Raw genomic sequence first — 17,632 nt, 5'->3', positions numbered from 1 at the left:
ATAAGCGAGCCTTGCCGGCGCAAGCCGGTAAGCATGTCGACCGAACGAAGCAGACTGCGTCGTTACTTTGCGGTAGCTACTCTGCGGTAGTTACTCTACGAAAGCCCGAGCTTTCCGGGACGACGCTCCTACCTGCAATCGTATCGCGACGCCTCTACATTGGGAATGACATGGCCCCTCATGTTCTGATGATCGTCGAGAACCTGCCCGTGCCGTTCGACAGGCGGATGTGGCAGGAGGCGACGACGCTTCTGGAGGCAGGCTACAAAGTCACGGTGATCTGCCCCGTCGGCAAGGGCTATACTTCGCTCGACGAAACCATCGATGGCGTGCGCATCCTGCGGCATTGGCTGCCCGAGGAAGGGCGCGGCGCTCTCGGGTTCATCCTGGAATATGCGACGGCCTTGTTCCATGAGTTCCGGTTGGCCCTGAAGGTCTGGCGCAGCGACCGCTTCGACGTCGTGCATGTAGCCAATCCCCCGGACGTGCTGTTTCTGGTCGCGCTGCCCTTCAAGCTCGCCAAGGTCCGGCTGGTGTTCGATCATCACGACCTGACGCCCGAGCTCTACAAGGAGAAATTCGGCAAGACCGGTTTCGGCCATTTACTGATGCGCGTCACGGAATGGCTGACGTTCAAGGCCGCCGATGTGGTGATCTCGACCAACCAGTCGTACCGGCAGATCGCGTTCGACCGCGGAGGCAAGGCGCCTGCGGATGTCTTCGTGGTGCGCAGCTCGCCGAAAGCCGACCAGATGCGCACGGGTGTCGTCGATCCCGCGATCCGGGCCCGCGCCAGCGTCATCCTCGGCTATGTCGGGATCATGGGCTCGCAGGACGGCATCGACGTGCTGCTCGACATCCTGGCACGACTGATTTCCGTCCACGGGGTGACGGATTTCCATGCCGTCCTGATCGGCGACGGGCCGGAACTCGAGGCATCGAAGCAACGCGCGGTTGAACTCGGACTTTCCGGGCACGTGACATTCACCGGATACCTGTCCGGCAAGGACCTGCATAATGCTCTGTGCTCGATCGATATCGGCCTCTGCCCCGATCCCTATAACGACTACACCCGGCGCTGCACCATGAACAAGATCATGGAATACATGGCGTTCTCCAAGCCGCTGGTGCAGTTCGACCTCGACGAGGGCCGCGAAAGCGCGAAGGATGCCTCGCTCTATGCCAGGATCCACGATCCCGATGATTTCGCGCGCCAGATCACGGTGCTGATCAACGATCCGGCAATGCGCGAGAACATGGGCAAGATCGGCCGCGAGCGCGTCGAGAAATATCTGAACTGGTCCGTGGAAGTTCCCCATCTGCTGGCCGCCTATGAACGCGCCCTGTCAGATCGCGAGGTCGGCTTGCCGGTGCCGGCCCCTCGGAACGCCGCAGTGGACCCAAGCCGGCGATAGCCGCGAGCCCCGGCATCGATATCGCTGGCACGGCGACGCAATGCTCCCGACAGGACCATCGCGTATCCTGCCGGGCACCTGATCGCGACCCGGCTCATCATATCCGAGTCGGCTTCCTCCCATCATACGCCGACTACCGCCGCCCCTCGCAACGGCGCGGCCGGATGAATCTCGCAGTCATGTTCCTATTTTGTTCTTGACATGAGCGCCCTTTCGATATAGGAATTAGCTCCTAATTCAGGAGATATGCCATGCCAGATATCTTTTCGAGCCAGAGCCCGGGCTTGTCGTCTCCACTGATCGGCGGATTTGCGATCACTCCCAATGACGGCACCGACCTGCCTTTCGCAACGCGCCAGATCCGCATCACCGGGGCCGCCGGAGCGCTCGCCGTGACCTGGCTCGGCGGGCTTGAAACCATCGAGCCCGTTCTGGCCGGTGAAACGCTGGACTGGCGCATCGTCCGGATCAAGGCGACGGGCACCACCGCGACCGGCCTGCGGGGATATTACTGATGCCAACGGTCGGAACAGGTATCGGCCGCCGCCACCGCCTTGGTACCCCCGCCCCTGCCGGACCAGTCTCCGATTCAGCGATCACCAGCGCCCGGGCCGACAGCTGGTCAGTCGCCTACACCACCCCTCCGACGATGGACCCGGTCAGTGCGCCGCGATATCTGGCGCTGTCTCGTGCCGGCTACAGCTCGACAGGGGCCGTGACGAATCATGTCGAGGCTCTGGTCCTGACGAAACGCGTGCGCCAGCCTTATCCGGCACAGGCCAGTCTCGATGCCAGCCGCGTGGCGCTCTCGGACTATATCTATGCGACCGATACGATCCTCGGCGGGGCAGCCAACAATGCGAGCGAAGTCTCGCCCAAGCCAATCGCCAACTGGGCGCTGCCCGATCGGCGCGTGATCGGCAACAGCTTGCGGCTGGAACTGGTCGCCGCCCATCGCAATGCACGGTCCGGCAAGCAGGTCGCCTGCATCGAGTTCCGCGCAACGGACGGCGTGACAACGATCACGCAGATCGTGACGGCGCCGTCGATTCTCGGCCATCCCGGCGATCTCAACGCGGTCGTCGGCTATGCCTGCAATCTAGACATCACCTCCCTGTCTGCGGGACCGATCACCGCCAATGCCCGCGTGTTCCCGTGGATCGGTGGCGCGGCATCGATCCTGAGCTCCACCGACCAGTCCGCCGTTCGCGAGTTCCGCCCGCAAGTCTTTCTCAAGAACCTCACGCTCGCCGCGAGCCCGGTCTTTGTCTATGTCAACGCGACGATCGGTAATGACACGAGCGGCGCAGTCTCGGCAGCAGCGGCAGCGGCGGAAGCTGCGCCCTGCGCCACGGCAGCCGGCGCGGTCAACCGGGCCGTCGCCGTCAATGGCTCCCTCGACGGTGTCGAAATCCGCTTCATGGCTGGAACGCATGTTCTGACTACCTCAGCCATCATCGCGACGCGGCCTCAGACGACGGGCGAGTGCATCTTCACGCGCGATCCCAACGCCACGAAAGCGGGAGTTATCCTCCAGTTCGGCACGGCCTCGGCGCGCCTGCGCCTCGGCGCGGCTGGCGGCTGGCTGCGGATCAAGGGCGTCACATTGGACCGGACCGGCGCTCTGGGCTTTACCGGCGAGGCCTCATCCCGCCTGCGGGTGATCGTCGAGGACTTCGTCTTCGCCAATAACTCCCAGAACGCCTCGATCTTCTCGAATAGCGACGGCGGCTGGGTCGGCGGCTCTTTCACGGGGCTGACAGGCAACAGTATCCTTGGCCCGGTGGCGGCAGGCGACCACATTCTCATGCGCGGCGTGTCCGGCGACCTGAATGGCGCGGCCTTGCAGCTCTGGAACATCCTGGGCAGCAACCTCGACCGACCCGTTACGATCACCTCAGGCACGAAATCGGCTTCCGGAGCTATCCTTGCCTTCAACAAGATCAGGTCGCCGACCAGTACGGGCTGCATCGGTTTCGCCCTGACGTCAGACGTGGCCGGCTGCGCGATCCTGCAGAACGTCCTTGAATGGACCTCGACGCAGACGGGCCATTTCCTCGGCATCTCGAACGACAGCCAGGCCGGCAATAGCTCGCATGTCGTGATGCACCACAACACCATCGCCGGCTTCCATAATTCCGGCCGCTGCAACCTGTTCTATGACGAAGGCCTGACGGCGCGCACGAACAGGCTCCACTCTTTCGTCGGGAACATCCATACCGCGATCAATACGAAGGGTGACGTCTTCCGAGGCGCGAATGAAGCCGGCGCGGATGCCTCCTCGCGCACGGGAAACTGGGCCTATCTCTACGGCGTCGGGTGCCGGGGTGAGTTCTCACAGTTCATCGACGCGAACAGCGGCGGCCTGGGAACGTATTTCGCGCAGGACTATCCCGGCCTTGACGGCAGCATCGGGACGAGCGCGACCGCTCGAAACGACCCACTCTTCACCGACTACAAGGGCACGATCTCCGCGTCGCTCGCCGGTGCCGGCGGCGGTGACTACACCTTGCAGGCGGGATCACCGGCGATAGGCCGGGTCAAGGCGCCCGTGTTGGCCTTCGATCTCGCGGGCAATGCCCGCAGCGCCACAGCTTCGGCGGCGGGGGCTTATGAGAGACTGGCGCCCTGACCCGAAATAACCGGCTTCCAAACGGCGCCAGGCCCGGACTGCCTGCTTGAATACGAGCACTGCCCCGAACGGAGCATCACGGCAGCAAGCCGTCCGGTTGGGTCGAGCCTCACCGCGCTGGGCTTTGCTGCAGGTCAGTAGGCGGTTCGCTGTCCCAGAACGACCAAGCCGGTCCGGAGAATGATCATGATATCCAGCCAGATCGACCAGTTGTCGATGTACCAGATATCCTTCTCGATGCGAGCCTTCATGTTCTCGACATGCGGCGTCTCGCCTCGCAATCCCTTGACCTGCGCCCAGCCGGTGATGCCCGGCTTCGCGTGGTGACGGAAAGCGTAGTCTTCAATCAACTGCGAATAGTAATCATCATGGGCGACCGCATGGGGACGCGGCCCCACAATCGACATGTGGCCCGCAAACACATTCCAGAGCTGCGGCAACTCATCGATGCTCGTGCGGCGCAGCAACCGGCCGACGCGCGTGACGCGCGCGTCATCCCGCTTGGCCTGAACGACAGCCGCCCCATCCTCCTGGACCGCCATCGAGCGCAGCTTCAGGATCAGGAAGGGCTTGCCGCCAAAACCGCGCCGCGCCTGCTTGAAGAAGACCGGGCCCGGGCTGTCGAGCTTCACGGCCAGAGCCGCGATCAGAAGAAGGGGGCTGAGCAGCATCATCCCGGTCAGGGAGACGGCGATATCGAGGCTGCGCTTGAAAAACCGCTCGGTGATCGACAACGGGGCGCGCTGATACTCGGCCAGGATCAGGGAGCCGACCTTCTTCAGCGGGCGCGTCAGAACCTTGTGCGTCACCGGATCAAGGACGAACCGAACCGGCACGGGCACGACCCGCAACCGCTCGACCACCTCATCGAGATGCGACAGGGCGTCATGGCCGGCCAGGAGAATGACCTCGTTGAGCTGGCCGAGCCTGAAACGTTCATCGACGAAGGCGATGAGCTGCTCCATCCGGCCGTCCGACAGCCCGAGCGACATCACCTGCGATCCGACCGGTCGCAAGCCGCTGTTGCGGAGCTCGCGCATGCGCACGAGATCAGCTGCCTTGCTGGCATCGGGATCGTCCCCGATCCGCACGACCAGCACAGTCGTCGTGAAGACGAGATTGTTCTCCATCGCCTGTCGGACGAGGTGAGGCCAGAGCATGCGGATGAACGTGATCGCAACCGCCCCTCCGGCGGCATGAAGAATCATGGTCGCACGCGAGTACTGGGCACTGACCTTGGACAGGAACGCGCACAGGACCATGAATGCCAAGGTCAACGCCCAGATCTTTAGCGCGGAAATGATGCTGGCACGGCGATCCGCACGCGTCTTCGGCTCGTAGCCGCCGGTCAAATAGGACAGCGTGATGAACAGCACCGCCGTCATCAATGCCACGCTGAGGAAATTGACGTCGAGGAGCTTTTTCCCTGACCCAGCGAGACGATGGTAAATCAAGGTGGCGCAGCCGCCGACCATCATGATTGCCAGCGCGTCGGCGATTGCGGCAACGGGCTGCAGGGCGCCATACCCTAACGAGAATCTGGATACATCCCGCCTGGCGCCTTCTGTCGAATGCTCACCGACACCAACAGGTAGCATTCCAACAGCCCTCGTATACCACACACCAATATGGTTATCAGTATATTAACTATCAACACAAGCAAAGCAAGCATTTTGCCGATCGAAGCTGAAATTCGCGGGAAAGCAGAACAGCGGCCATGATAAAAACGCGGCGGAGAGGCATATCGGCATCAACGGGATGACGATGCGTTCGTTCAAAAATAATATCGCCGCATGAGCTCAACCTTACGTAGCGATGTCGCGCAGCGGAATCGGGGGCAGCACATGAAGATCGTTATGGTTGGGTCTGGCTATGTCGGGCTTGTGTCTGGCGCATGCCTTGCGGATTTCGGGCATGAGGTTGTGTGCGTCGACAAAGTCGAGGAGAAGGTCGCGGCGCTGAAGCGGGGCGAGATCCCGATCTTCGAGCCCGGCCTGTCGGAGCTGGTGCGGACGAATGCGGCGGCGGGGCGCTTGTCCTTTACCACCGATCTCGCCGGCCCGGTCGCCGAGGCCGATGCGGTGTTCATCGCTGTCGGCACGCCCTCGCGCCGCGGCGACGGCTTCGCCGATCTTTCTTATGTCTATGCGGCGACGCGCGAGATCGCCGGGGCGATCAGCGGCCACACGGTGATCGTGACCAAGTCGACGGTCCCGGTCGGCACCGGCGACGAGGTCGAGCGCATCATCCGGGAGCTCCGGCCCGATGCCGATTTCGCAGTGGTCTCCAATCCCGAGTTTCTGCGCGAGGGCGCGGCCATCGAGGATTTCAAGCGGCCGGACCGCATCGTCGTCGGCACCGAGGACGAGCGCGCGCGCACCGTCATGGCCGATATCTACCGGCCCCTCTATCTCAACAACGCGCCGATCCTGAACACCGGCCGGCGCACGGCGGAGCTGACCAAATACGCCGCCAACGCCTTCCTGGCGACCAAGATCACCTTCATCAACGAGATCGCCGATCTCTGCGAGCAGGTCGGCGCCAATGTCCAGGACGTCGCCCGCGGCATGGGCCTCGACAACCGCATCGGCTCGAAGTTCCTGCATGCCGGGCCGGGCTATGGCGGCTCCTGCTTCCCGAAGGATACGCTGGCGCTGATCAAGACGGCGCAGGATTACGGCACGCCGGCGCGCATCGTCGAGACGGTGGCGGCGGTGAACGACCAGCGCAAGCGGGCGATGGGGCGCAAGGTGATAGCGGCCTGCGGCGGCTCGGTCAGGGGCAAGACGATCGCGGTGCTGGGCCTGACCTTCAAGCCGAACACCGACGACATGCGGGACGCGCCCTCGATCGCGGTGGTCACGGCGCTGATCGATGGCGGCGCCAAGATCCGGGCCTATGATCCGGAGGGCATGGAACAGGCCAAGGCGGTACTGCCGGCCGGCGTGACCTATTGCAAGGATGCCTATGAATGCGTGGCGGGCGCGGATGCGGCCGTGATCGTGACCGAATGGAACATCTTCCGGGCACTCGACCTCGACCGCGTCAAGGCCGCCATGGCCGCCCCCGTCCTCGTCGACCTGCGGAACGTCTATCGCGCCGAACAGGTCAGAGCCAAGGGCTTCACATATGCCGATGTCGGGAGGGGCGACATGGCGGCCGAGGAACAGGCCGGCATCGACGCGGCCGCCTGAGCCGGGAAGCCTGCTAGATCATCGCGCGTCCGATCGGAGGCGGTACGATGATCTCTCACATTGTTATCGCATCGGAAAAAGTGGTTTCCACTTTTCGGTCCGATGCTTCAGCCGGCTCACGGACCGGCGCTGGCAGTACCGCTCCCGGTCGGGATTGGCGCTCCCTCGCCGCGCGGCCAGGCCCCCCGCCACAGGCCGGCCTTCGTCGCCATGGCGGCATCGAGCTCGGCGGCATAGGTCGCGGCGTGCAATCGCAGGGGGCGCGCCCAGCCGCCGCGGATCAGCAACCGCGAGAGATCCTGCCCGCCGACCCAGCACTGGAAACTGTCCTTCTCGCCCGGCGCGTCGAGGGCAGGCTGGCAGCGGACGCGATCCGAGCGCAAGGCCGTGATCAGCGCGGATCTGGCCTGCAGGCCGCAATTCCAGGGCAAGCCATCCTGACCATGGCAGACCGCGTCGCGCGCCAGCCCGGCGAGATGGCGCAGGCGGATCACGGCCTGCGCGTTGCGAAACACCGTCGCCTCCAGCGGATCGATCTGTCCTTCGATCACCAGCGCCATCCCCAGGCGCGCGGCGCGGCGGGAGGGCGTCAGCACCGAGTCGGGTTCTTTCGGCGGCGGCTTGGGCGGCTCAACCTTGACCGGCGTCACGGGCGCATAGTTTACAGCGGCGACCTCGACCTGGCCGTCATCAGGCGCAAACTGCGTGACGACGGCGGCAGCGGCAACCGCGGCAACGAGCACCAGAGCCAAACGTGTCGCCAAGCTGCGATCTGTCATACGGTCCGACCGTGCGCTGAATCATTCATGACCGATTGCGGCGACAATCTAAGGCAATCGCCTCCCGAGACAATGGAGACGGGCCGGATCGCGTGACCTGCGGTTGTTTTGACGTGGAAGGCGTGACTTGCGCGGCTTCGCCGGGCTAGGTATGCGCCCCAGCGACGTGTCGAGGGACATTCGAGGCATGACCAGCCTGAAATTCGGAACCTCCGGCCTGCGCGGGCTCGTGACGGAGCTGGTCGGCCTGCCGACCTATGGCCATGTCCGTGCTTTCTGCGCCGTGCTGCAGGAGGACGGGGCCGCCGGACCGCGCGGCGAGGTGCTGATCGGGCGCGACCTGCGTTCCTCCAGCCCGCTCATCGCGATGCAATGCGCGCAAGCGATCGCCGATGCCGGGCTCGCGCCCGTCGATTGCGGGGCCGTGCCGACACCTGCGCTGGCGCTGGCCGCCATGACCGCCGGCAGCCCGGCCGTGATGGTGACGGGCAGCCACATCCCCGATGATCGGAACGGCCTGAAATTCTACCGTGCCGGTGGCGAGATCGACAAAGCCGACGAAGCGCGCATCCTTGCGGCGTATGGCGCGCTCGCACTGACCACCGTCCCGGCCATCTCGGTCGCGCCTGCGCCGCGCGACGTGCTCTCCCGTTACAGCGCCCGCTATGCCGACTTCTTCGGGCGTGCGCTGGAAGGGCTCGTCGTCGGCGTTTACCAGCATTCCTCCGTCGGCCGCGACGTCATCTGCGACGTGCTGGCCAGGCTCGGTGCGACGCCGGTCGCGCTGGGCCGCAGCGAGACCTTCATCCCGGTCGATACCGAAGCGCTCCGTCCCGAGGACGAGGAGCTGGCGCGGCTCTGGGCCGGCGAGCGCAGGCTCGATGCGATCGTCTCGACCGACGGGGATGCGGATCGTCCGCTGGTCGCCGATGAAAACGGCCGCTTCCTGCGCGGCGACCTCGTCGGCGCCCTCACCGCACGCTTCCTCGGGGCGGATGCGATCGTGACGCCGGTGACCTCGAATTCGGCACTCGACCGTCCGGGAGCCTTCGCGAAAGTCCTGCGCACGCGCGTCGGCTCGCCCTATGTCATCGCCGCCATGGAGCAAGCGCGAACCGAAGGCGCCGGGATCATCGTCGGGTTCGAGGCCAATGGCGGGGTCCTGCTGGGTTCGGACGTCGCTTCGGATGGCCGCCGCCTCGCCGCGCTGCCGACCCGCGACGCCCTGCTGCCGATCGTGGCGACGCTGGCGCTGGCCCGCGCGGCGCAGCAGCCGTTGAGCGCCATCGCGGCGCAGGCCCGCTTCGCCATCGCCCTGTCGAACCGGCTGCAGGAGGTGCCACAGGACCGGACGGCGGCCCTGATCGCCCGGCTGGACACGGAAGATGCCGGCTTTCGGGATGCGGCTTTCGCCAGCCATGGCGCGGTCGCGGCGCGTGACCGCCGGGACGGCCTGCGATTAACGCTGGGCAACGGCGCGACGGTGCATTTCCGGGCCTCCGGCAACGCTCCGGAGTTGCGCGTCTATGTCGAGGCGCCGACACCGGAAGCGGCCGAAGCGCTGCTCGCCGAAAACCTCGCCTTCGCTGCGGCACAGACACGCTAGGCTGCGCTGGACGACAGGATCGCCATGCCGGCCAGAACAGCCGGCAAAGTAACATCGCACGGGATGCGGCGCGACAGGCCCGCAACCGCTCTACGGGAAGACCAATTGGACCAGGCCCCTTCGTTCGAACGCGTGTTGCTGACCGGTGCGGCCGGCTTTGTCGGCTTCCATGTCGCCGAGGCCCTGCTCGACAGGGGTGTCGAGGTCCTCGGCATCGACAACCTCACGCCCTATTACGATCCCGCTCTCAAGCAGGCCCGGCTAGACAGGCTCCTCGCCCGCAACGGCTTCTCCTTCGAGCGGATCGACATCGCCGATTACGACGCCGTGCTCGCCGCCTTCGCCGCCTTCCGCCCGCAGGTCGTGATCCATCTCGCCGCGCAAGCCGGCGTGCGCTACTCGCTGGAGAACCCGCGCGCCTATGCCTCTTCGAATCTGGACGGCTTCCTGTCGATCCTCGAAGCCTGCCGGCACAATCCGGTCGACCATCTCGTCTACGCCTCGTCGAGCTCGGTCTACGGTGCCAATGCCAAGGTGCCGTTCAGCGAGCATGACGGTGCCGACCATCCCGTCTCGCTCTATGCCGCGACCAAGCGCGCCAACGAGCTGATGGCGCATTCCTATGCCCATCTCTACGGCATCCCGACGACGGGCCTGCGCTTCTTCACGGTCTACGGCCCCTGGGGCAGGCCGGACATGGCCTATTTCAAGTTCACCAAGGCGATCCTCGAAGGCCGGCCCATCGACGTCTATGACGAGGCCGCGATGAGCCGCGACTTCACTTATGTCGACGATATCCGCGAAGCGATCGTGCGGCTGGCGGGCCTGCCGCCGCAAGCGAATCCCGATGCCGCCAGGGCAGAGGCGGATCCGGCCACGGCCGCCGCGCCCTGGCGCCTCTACAGTATCGGCAACCACACGCCGGTGCGCCTCGACCATTTCATCGCGACGATCGAGGCCGCCTGCGGCCGCAAGGCGATCAAACGGCACCTGCCTGCCCAGCCCGGCGACGTCCCTGCGACCTATGCCGATGTGGCGGACCTGACTGCGCGCGTCGATTTCCGCCCGGACACGCCGATCGAGACAGGAATCGCTCGCTTCGTCGCGTGGTATCGGGAATTCTACCGTATCTGAAATGATCCCTACCGCCTTCCAGACCGCAGGAACTCGTGACATGACCGAAGCCTTCATCTGCGCCTATGTCCGCACGCCGATCGGGCGCTTCGGCGGCTCGCTGTCCTCCGTCCGCGCGGATGATCTCGGCGCCGTGCCACTGAAGGCTCTGGTGGAGCGCAATCCGGGAGTCGATTTCGGCGCCGTGGACGACGTGATCTTCGGCTGCGCCAATCAGGCGGGCGAGGACAACCGCAACGTCGCGCGCATGTCGCTGCTGCTCGCCGGCCTGCCCAAGGAGGTGCCGGGCACGACAATCAACCGGCTTTGCGGCTCCGGCATGGATGCCGTCATCGCCGCGGCGCGCGCGATCAAGGCGGGCGAGGCCGAATTGATGATCGCCGGCGGCGTCGAGAGCATGTCGCGCGCGCCCTTCGTCATGCCCAAGGCCGACAGCGCCTTCTCGCGCCATGCCGAGATTCACGACACCACGATCGGCTGGCGCTTCGTCAATCCGCTGATGAAGGCGCAGTACGGCGTCGATTCCATGCCCGAGACCGGCGAGAACGTCGCCGCCGACTGCAAGATCAGCCGCGCCGACCAGGACGCCTTCGCGCTGCGCTCGCAATTGAAGGCCGTCGCCGCACAGCAGAATGGCCGGCTCGGCAAGGAAATCGTTCCCGTCCTGATCCCACAGCGCAAGGGCGACCCGATCCGCGTCGAGATCGACGAGCATCCGCGCGGCGACACCACGCTGGAGAAGCTCGCCAAGCTCGGCACGCCCTTCCGCAAGGAAGGCGGCACGGTCACCGCCGGCAATGCCTCGGGCGTCAATGACGGCGCGGCGGCGCTGATCATCGCTTCCGAGAAGGCGGCTGCGAAATACGGACTGACGCCGATCGCGCGTGTGCTCGGCGGCGCGACCGGCGGCATCGCCCCGCGCGTCATGGGTCTCGGACCGATCCCGGCGACGCGCAAGCTCTGCGAGCGGCTGGGTCTGAAGCCCACCGATTTCGACATCGTCGAGCTGAACGAGGCCTTCGCCTCGCAGGGCATCGCCGTGTTGCGCGAGCTCGGCATCGCCGAGGACGGCGCGCATGTGAACCCGAATGGCGGTGCGATCGCGCTCGGCCATCCGCTCGGCATGTCCGGCGCCCGCATCACCGGCACGGCGGCGCTCGAACTCTCGCTCACCGGCAAGCGCCGCGCGCTCGCAACGATGTGCATCGGCGTCGGCCAAGGCATCGCGGTTGCGCTCGAACGCGCCTGAGCGCCATCATGGCTCGCAGAACGATCGGCCTTTGTCCGGTCCCGGTTCGGTCGTTCTGCTGTCATGCGGCAATGCTCGGTAGCGGGCGTCGTAAGGTAAACGCGGGAAACAAGTTGACGCCGATAGTGATGTTGAGCGATCCGAGCCTTCGCGCTGCCGTTCGTGGAGGGTTGCTCGCCTTGCTCGCTTCCTATCCCGGTCTCCACTCTGCCTCGCTTCAGGATTGCTTCGGATGTCCCTGAGATTTCTTGTGACCGGCGGCGCCGGCTTCATCGGCTCGGCGGTCGTACGCAAGCTGATCGGCGAGACGGAGCATGAGGTCTGCGTCGTCGACAAGCTGACCTATGCCGGCAATCTCGCCTCGCTGGTGCCGGTCTCGCGCAGCAACCGCTACCGCTTCGAGCAGGCCGATATCGGCGATGCCTCGCGGATGAAGGCGATCTTCGCCGATTTCCAGCCCGATATCGTGATGCATCTCGCCGCGGAGAGCCATGTCGACCGCTCGATCGACGGACCGGCCGCCTTCATCGAGACCAATGTCGTCGGCTCGTTCACGCTGCTGCAGGAGGCGCTGCGCCATTTCCGGGCCCTGCCGGAGGATCGCAAGGCGCGCTTCCGCTTCCACCACATCTCCACCGACGAGGTCTTCGGCTCGCTGGGCAGCGACGGCTTCTTCCGCGAGGATACGGCCTATCAGCCGAACTCGCCCTACTCCGCTTCCAAGGCGGCATCCGATCATCTCGTGCGGGCCTGGCACCACACCTATGGCCTGCCGGTGGTGATGACCAATTGCTCGAACAATTACGGGCCCTATCACTTCCCCGAGAAGCTGATCCCGCTGATGATCATCAATGCGCTCGAGGGCAAACCGCTGCCGGTCTATGGCAACGGGCTCAATGTGCGCGACTGGCTCTATGTCGACGATCATGCCGATGCGCTGCTGACCGTCGCGACCACCGGCAAGCTGGGCGAGAGCTACAATATCGGCGGCCATAACGAGAAGACCAATATCGAGGTCGTGAAGGCCATCTGCGCCCTGCTCGACGAGCTCCGGCCCGACCCAAAAGGCTCCCGCGAACGCCTGATCAGCTATGTCACCGACCGGCCGGGCCATGACGCGCGCTACGCGATCGATGCCGGCAAGATCGGCCGCGAGCTCGGCTGGGTGCCGAAGGAGACCTTCGAGACGGGCCTGCGCCGCACCGTCGAATGGTATCTCGCCAATCCCGGCTGGTGGGGCGACATCCGGTCCGGCGTCTATCGCGGCGAACGCCTCGGCGCGGCCTGAGCGGGGGAAGACATGCTGAGCGTCGAAGACACGGCGATCCCCGCCGTCAAGATCGTCACGCCGAAGAAGTTCGGCGACCATCGCGGCTTCTTCTCGGAAACCTGGAGCCGCAAGGCCTTTACTGACGCCGGGCTCGATCTCGATTTCGTCCAGGACAACCAGTCGCTGTCGGCGCCCGTCGGCACGCTGCGCGGCCTGCATTTCCAGTCGCCGCCTTTCGCGCAGGACAAGCTGGTGCGAGTGACGCGCGGGCGCATCCTCGATGTCGCCGTCGACATCCGCAGCTCCTCGCCGACCTTCGGCAAGCATGTCGCGGTCGAGCTTTCCGCCGAGAACTGGAAGCAGCTCTTGGTACCCGTCGGCTTCGCCCATGGCTTCGTCACGCTGGAGCCGGATACCGAAGTCATCTACAAGGTCACCGCTCCCTACGCGCCCCAGAACGACCACGGGCTCGCCTTCGATGATCCGGCGCTCGGCATAGACTGGCGCCTGCCGCTCTCCGGACTCACCCTCTCCGACAAGGACCGCAAGCATCCGCGCCTCGCCGAGATGCTGCGTTGTTTCGACTGATGACCCTTCGCATCGCCGTCACCGGCTGGACCGGCCAAGTCGTCTGCGCCATGCTGGAGCGCGTGCCCGTCGGCGTCGAGGTCATCGCGCTGCGCCGCCCGGACCTCGACCTTGCCATTCCGAAGACGGTGGCGCCGGCCCTGCGCTCGGCGAGGCCGGACGTAATCGTCAACACCGCCGCCTATACGGCCGTGGACCAGGCCGAAAGCGAGCCCGAGCTTGCCATGCGCGTCAATGGCGAGGCTGCCGGCGAAGCGGCACGCGCCGCGGCGGCGCTGGGCATTCCCATGATCCAGCTTTCGACCGACTATGTCTTCGACGGCGCGCTCGACCGGCCCTATCGCGAGGACGACCCGACCGGCCCGATCTCGGCCTATGGCGCGAGCAAGCTCGCCGGCGAGCGGGCGGTCGCGGCGGCCACCGAGAACCATGCCATCCTGCGCACGGCCTGGATCTACAGTCCCTTCGGCAAGAACTTCGTCAAGACGATGCTGCGCCTCGCCGAGACGCGCGACGAGATCGGCGTCGTCGCCGACCAGGCGGGATGCCCGACCAGCGCACTCGACATCGCGGATGCGATCTTCGCCGTCGCGCGCAACCTGACCAGCCGGAAGGACGAAGCCTCGCTACGCGGACTCTTCCACATGAGCGCGGCGGGCGAGGCCGTCTGGGCCGACGTCGCGGAAGCGATCTTCGCCGAGTGCGAGCGGCAGGGCAGCCATCCGGTGCGGGTCAAGCGCATCGCAACGGCCGACTACCCGACGCCGGCACGCCGGCCTGCCAATTCCCGACTCGATTGCGGCAAGCTCGCGCTTGCCCATGACGTGCGGCTGCCCGAATGGCAAAGCTCGCTTCGGCCTTGTGTCGCGCGGCTTCTCAAGGATCAAGGCAAGGACCAGCAACGATGAAGGGCATCATCCTGGCCGGCGGTTCCGGCACGCGACTGCACCCGATGACGCTGGCGATGTCGAAGCAGCTCCTGCCTGTCTACGACAAGCCGATGATCTATTACCCACTCTCGACACTGATGCTCGCCGGCATCCGCGACATCCTGATCATCTCGACGCCCCACGACCTGCCGCATTTCAAGCGCCTGCTCGGCGACGGATCCGACTGGGGCATGAGCCTGACGTATGCCGAGCAGCCCCATCCCGGCGGACTGGCGCAGGCTTACCAGATCGGCGCCGGGTTCGTTGCCGGCGAACCGTCCGCCCTGATCCTCGGCGACAATCTCTATTACGGCCACAGCCTGCCGGAGATGATGGCGCGGGCGACGGCCCGCAGCAGCGGCGCGACCGTCTTCGCCTATCATGTCCGCGACCCCGAACGTTACGGCGTGGTCGCGTTCGACAAGGCCGGCAAGGCGATCTCGATCGAGGAGAAGCCGAAGGCCCCGAAATCGAACTGGGCCGTCACGGGCTTGTATTTCTACGATGCCGAGGTGGTGGAGATTGCCCGCAGCCTCAAGCCCTCGCCGCGCGGCGAGCTCGAGATCACCGACGTCAATCGCATCTATCTCGAACGCGGCGCGCTCTCGGTTGAATCGATGGGGCGCGGTTTCGCCTGGCTGGATACCGGCACGCCCGACAGCCTGCTGGAGGCCGGCGAGTTCGTCCGCACGCTGGAAAGCCGCCAGGGTCTGCGCATCGCCTGCCCGGAGGAGATCGCCGCGCGGCAGGATTGGATTTCGGCGGCGCAGTTGGCCTTGCTGGGCGAGAGGCTCGCCAAGAGCGACTACGGCCGCTACCTGCTGCGCATCGCCAACGATCTCGGCGGATAACCTGGCCCGGCGCCTCGTCCCGCGCCCCTGAGGTCCAGCTCGAGCCGGGCCTTCTCGGGATCGGTAGGCAAGAAGAGACAGGTGCCCGGCCGAGCCATCTTGCCGATTGCGGCGGATGAGCCGGACGTCAGCTCAGGCCGCGGTCTCGGCGTGCCTGCCTTCCGGCGCGTCGATACCCCTCCCGACATCGGCATATGTGAATCCCTTGGCTCTGACCTGTTCGGCGCGATAGACGTTGCGCAGGTCGACGAGGACGGGGGCGGCCATGGCGGCCTTGACGCGGTCGAGGTCGAGTGCCCGGAAGATGTTCCATTCGGTCACGATCACGGCCGCATCCGCGCCCGCCACGCATTCATAGGCATCCTTGCAATAGGTCACGCCGGCCGGCAGTACCGCCTTGGCCTGTTCCATGCCCTCCGGATCATAGGCCCGGATCTTGGCGCCGCCATCGATCAGCGCCGTGACCACCGCGATCGAGGGCGCGTCCCGCATGTCGTCGGTGTTCGGCTTGAAGGTCAGGCCCAGCACCGCGATCGTCTTGCCCCTGACCGAGCCGCCGCAGGCCGCGATCACCTTGCGCCCCATCGCCCGTTTGCGCTGCTCGTTGACCGCCGCCACCGTCTCGACGATGCGCGAAGGCGTGCCGTAATCCTGCGCCGTCTTGATCAGCGCCAGCGTGTCCTTCGGGAAGCACGAGCCGCCATAGCCCGGCCCGGCATGCAGGAACTTCGAGCCGATGCGGTTGTCGAGGCCCATGCCGCGGGCGACGTCCTGGACATTGGCGCCGACCTGCTCGCAGAGATCGGCGATCTCGTTGATGAAGGTGATCTTGGTCGCCAGGAAGGCGTTGGCGGCGTATTTGGTTAGCTCCGCCGTGCGCCGGCCGGTGTTCAGGATCGGCGCGTTGTTGAGATAGAGCGGCCGGTAGATATCGGCCATGACGGTGCGTGCGCGCTCGTCCTCGGTGCCGACGACGATGCGGTCCGGCCGCTTGAAATCCTCGATGGCCGCGCCCTCGCGCAGGAACTCGGGATTGGAGACCACCGCGAAATCGGCATCGGGCCGGAGCTCCCGGATGATGCGCTCGACCTCGTCCCCGGTGCCGACCGGAACCGTCGACTTCGTCACGATCACCGTGTGGCCGCTAAGGGCCCCGGCGATCTCCCGCGTCGCCGCATAGACATAGGACAGGTCGGCGAAGCCGTCGCCGCGGCGCGAGGGCGTGCCCACCGCGATGAACACCGCATCGGCCTCGGCGACCGGGCCGGCGAGATCAGTCGTGAAGGACAGCCGCCCCGCCGCCGCATTCGTCCGCACCAGCTCCGACAGGCCGGGCTCGAAGATCGGGATCTCGCCCCGCTTCAGCGCCGCGACCTTCTCCTCGACCTTGTCGACGCACACCACCTCATGCCCGAAATCCGCAAGGCACGCGCCAGACACAAGCCCGACATAGCCAGACCCAACCATCACGATCTTCATCGGTTGTTCCCTTGGTGCCGTCGCTTCGTGGCAATCCAAAAATTGTCTTCGCAACTGCGGCATAGCGCAATCAATGAAGAAGTGGAATTGCCTTATTCCCAACAAGCTTACCTTGGGGGCCAGCTCGCCTGAGGCCGCGCACTATCCTCGAGTGTTTCCGGTGATTATTGCATCGATTGTGATCCGAGACCATTTGCTAGAGCGCCGGAAGGTAGAGTTTCCAGCCTTCGATCACGGCGGCGGGCTGGGTGCTCCGCCGGGATTTTGCAGCAGAATCGGAAGTTTATCGCCGATGGCCCCGTGCGGCCGATCCTCGTTGTCGTATCTGAGCCAAGCCTCCCGTCATACTTCTTCTTCCAGTTGAGCCGAAGGTCCGCGAAGCGAATTAGGTCGCCTGGCTGACCCGGCCCGCCGGCAGATCTCCGCCACCGGAATCCCGTCCGCGCCCTGCTTCTGGATGAACGCCTTCTGCGCGTCCGAGGCCTTCGAATCCTTCATCGTCTCCC

Annotated in this window: 15 protein-coding genes; 11 read left to right on the top strand and 4 right to left on the bottom strand. The window is 65.4% G+C overall.

Translation table 11 applies throughout. From position 1 onward, the window contains the following. Positions 1-188: 188 nt before the first annotated feature. The 3 genes from ACFJGT_RS02280 (at position 189) to ACFJGT_RS02270 (ending at position 4,047) form a co-directional block, all read left to right on the top strand. On the top strand, positions 189-1,415 hold the full coding sequence (locus ACFJGT_RS02280) for a glycosyltransferase family 4 protein (protein WP_377845444.1): 1,227 nt from the start codon (positions 189-191) through the stop codon (positions 1,413-1,415). Between the two features lie 251 nt (positions 1,416-1,666). Further along, complete coding sequence (locus tag ACFJGT_RS02275) at positions 1,667-1,930, top strand: hypothetical protein (protein WP_377845442.1); 264 nt, start codon at positions 1,667-1,669, stop codon at positions 1,928-1,930. A 200-nt stretch (positions 1,931-2,130) separates the two neighbouring features. Next, positions 2,131-4,047: a hypothetical protein gene (locus tag ACFJGT_RS02270; protein WP_377845440.1), complete on the top strand. Its 1,917-nt coding sequence runs from the start codon at positions 2,131-2,133 to the stop codon at positions 4,045-4,047. A 134-nt stretch (positions 4,048-4,181) separates the two neighbouring features. Here ACFJGT_RS02270 and ACFJGT_RS02265 read toward each other — a convergent pair whose 3' ends face one another. Next, entirely contained in the window at positions 4,182-5,645 is a 1,464-nt protein-coding gene (locus tag ACFJGT_RS02265) for an undecaprenyl-phosphate glucose phosphotransferase (protein ID WP_377845438.1), read from the bottom strand. A 246-nt stretch (positions 5,646-5,891) separates the two neighbouring features. Here ACFJGT_RS02265 and ACFJGT_RS02260 point away from each other — a divergent pair, with 246 nt between their 5' ends. Further along, positions 5,892-7,241, top strand: coding sequence for a UDP-glucose dehydrogenase family protein (locus ACFJGT_RS02260; RefSeq protein ID WP_377845436.1), 1,350 nt, complete (start codon positions 5,892-5,894; stop codon positions 7,239-7,241). A gap of 116 nt (positions 7,242-7,357) precedes the next feature. Here the strand turns inward: ACFJGT_RS02260 and ACFJGT_RS02255 are convergent, their stop codons facing one another. After that, positions 7,358-8,005 carry a thermonuclease family protein gene (locus ACFJGT_RS02255; protein ID WP_377845434.1) on the bottom strand — a complete coding sequence of 216 codons (648 nt, stop codon included), beginning with the start codon at positions 8,003-8,005 and terminating at the stop codon, positions 7,358-7,360. Positions 8,006-8,207: 202 nt separating this feature from the next. Here ACFJGT_RS02255 and ACFJGT_RS02250 point away from each other — a divergent pair, with 202 nt between their 5' ends. From ACFJGT_RS02250 to rfbA, 7 genes are all read left to right on the top strand, one after another. Then, positions 8,208-9,626 carry a phosphomannomutase gene (locus ACFJGT_RS02250; protein WP_377845432.1) on the top strand — a complete coding sequence of 473 codons (1,419 nt, stop codon included), beginning with the start codon at positions 8,208-8,210 and terminating at the stop codon, positions 9,624-9,626. A 105-nt stretch (positions 9,627-9,731) separates the two neighbouring features. Next, on the top strand, positions 9,732-10,760 hold the full coding sequence (locus tag ACFJGT_RS02245) for an NAD-dependent epimerase (protein WP_377845430.1): 1,029 nt from the start codon (positions 9,732-9,734) through the stop codon (positions 10,758-10,760). A 40-nt stretch (positions 10,761-10,800) separates the two neighbouring features. Further along, positions 10,801-12,009, top strand: coding sequence for a 3-oxoadipyl-CoA thiolase (pcaF, locus tag ACFJGT_RS02240; RefSeq protein WP_377845428.1), 1,209 nt, complete (start codon positions 10,801-10,803; stop codon positions 12,007-12,009). Between the two features lie 232 nt (positions 12,010-12,241). Further along, a complete protein-coding gene (gene rfbB, locus ACFJGT_RS02235) occupies positions 12,242-13,297 on the top strand; it encodes a dTDP-glucose 4,6-dehydratase (RefSeq protein WP_377845426.1) in 1,056 nt (351 codons plus the stop codon). 12 nt (positions 13,298-13,309) lie between these two features. Further along, on the top strand, positions 13,310-13,867 hold the full coding sequence (gene rfbC, locus ACFJGT_RS02230) for a dTDP-4-dehydrorhamnose 3,5-epimerase (protein ID WP_377845423.1): 558 nt from the start codon (positions 13,310-13,312) through the stop codon (positions 13,865-13,867). Beyond that, a complete protein-coding gene (gene rfbD, locus ACFJGT_RS02225) occupies positions 13,867-14,775 on the top strand; it encodes a dTDP-4-dehydrorhamnose reductase (RefSeq protein ID WP_377845421.1) in 909 nt (302 codons plus the stop codon). The genes rfbC and rfbD overlap by 1 nt, the downstream gene beginning before the upstream one ends. Continuing rightward, positions 14,772-15,647: a glucose-1-phosphate thymidylyltransferase RfbA gene (rfbA, locus tag ACFJGT_RS02220; protein ID WP_377845419.1), complete on the top strand. Its 876-nt coding sequence runs from the start codon at positions 14,772-14,774 to the stop codon at positions 15,645-15,647. The genes rfbD and rfbA overlap by 4 nt, the downstream gene beginning before the upstream one ends. Before the next feature lie 132 nt (positions 15,648-15,779). Here the strand turns inward: rfbA and ACFJGT_RS02215 are convergent, their stop codons facing one another. Both ACFJGT_RS02215 and ACFJGT_RS02210 read right to left on the bottom strand, forming a co-directional pair. Further along, complete coding sequence (locus ACFJGT_RS02215; RefSeq protein WP_377845417.1) at positions 15,780-17,126, bottom strand: UDP-glucose dehydrogenase family protein; 1,347 nt, start codon at positions 17,124-17,126, stop codon at positions 15,780-15,782. Positions 17,127-17,468: 342 nt separating this feature from the next. Next, the gene (locus ACFJGT_RS02210) at positions 17,469-17,624 is read right to left on the bottom strand and encodes a hypothetical protein (RefSeq protein ID WP_377849083.1); all 156 of its coding nucleotides are present in this window, start codon (positions 17,622-17,624) and stop codon (positions 17,469-17,471) included. Positions 17,625-17,632 lie beyond the last annotated feature (8 nt).

The sequence above is a fragment of the Allobosea sp. UC22_33 genome, from assembly GCF_042700715.1.
Taxonomy (GTDB): Bacteria; Pseudomonadota; Alphaproteobacteria; order Rhizobiales; family Beijerinckiaceae; genus Allobosea.
This window is presented reverse-complemented; position numbering and strand designations above follow the sequence as displayed.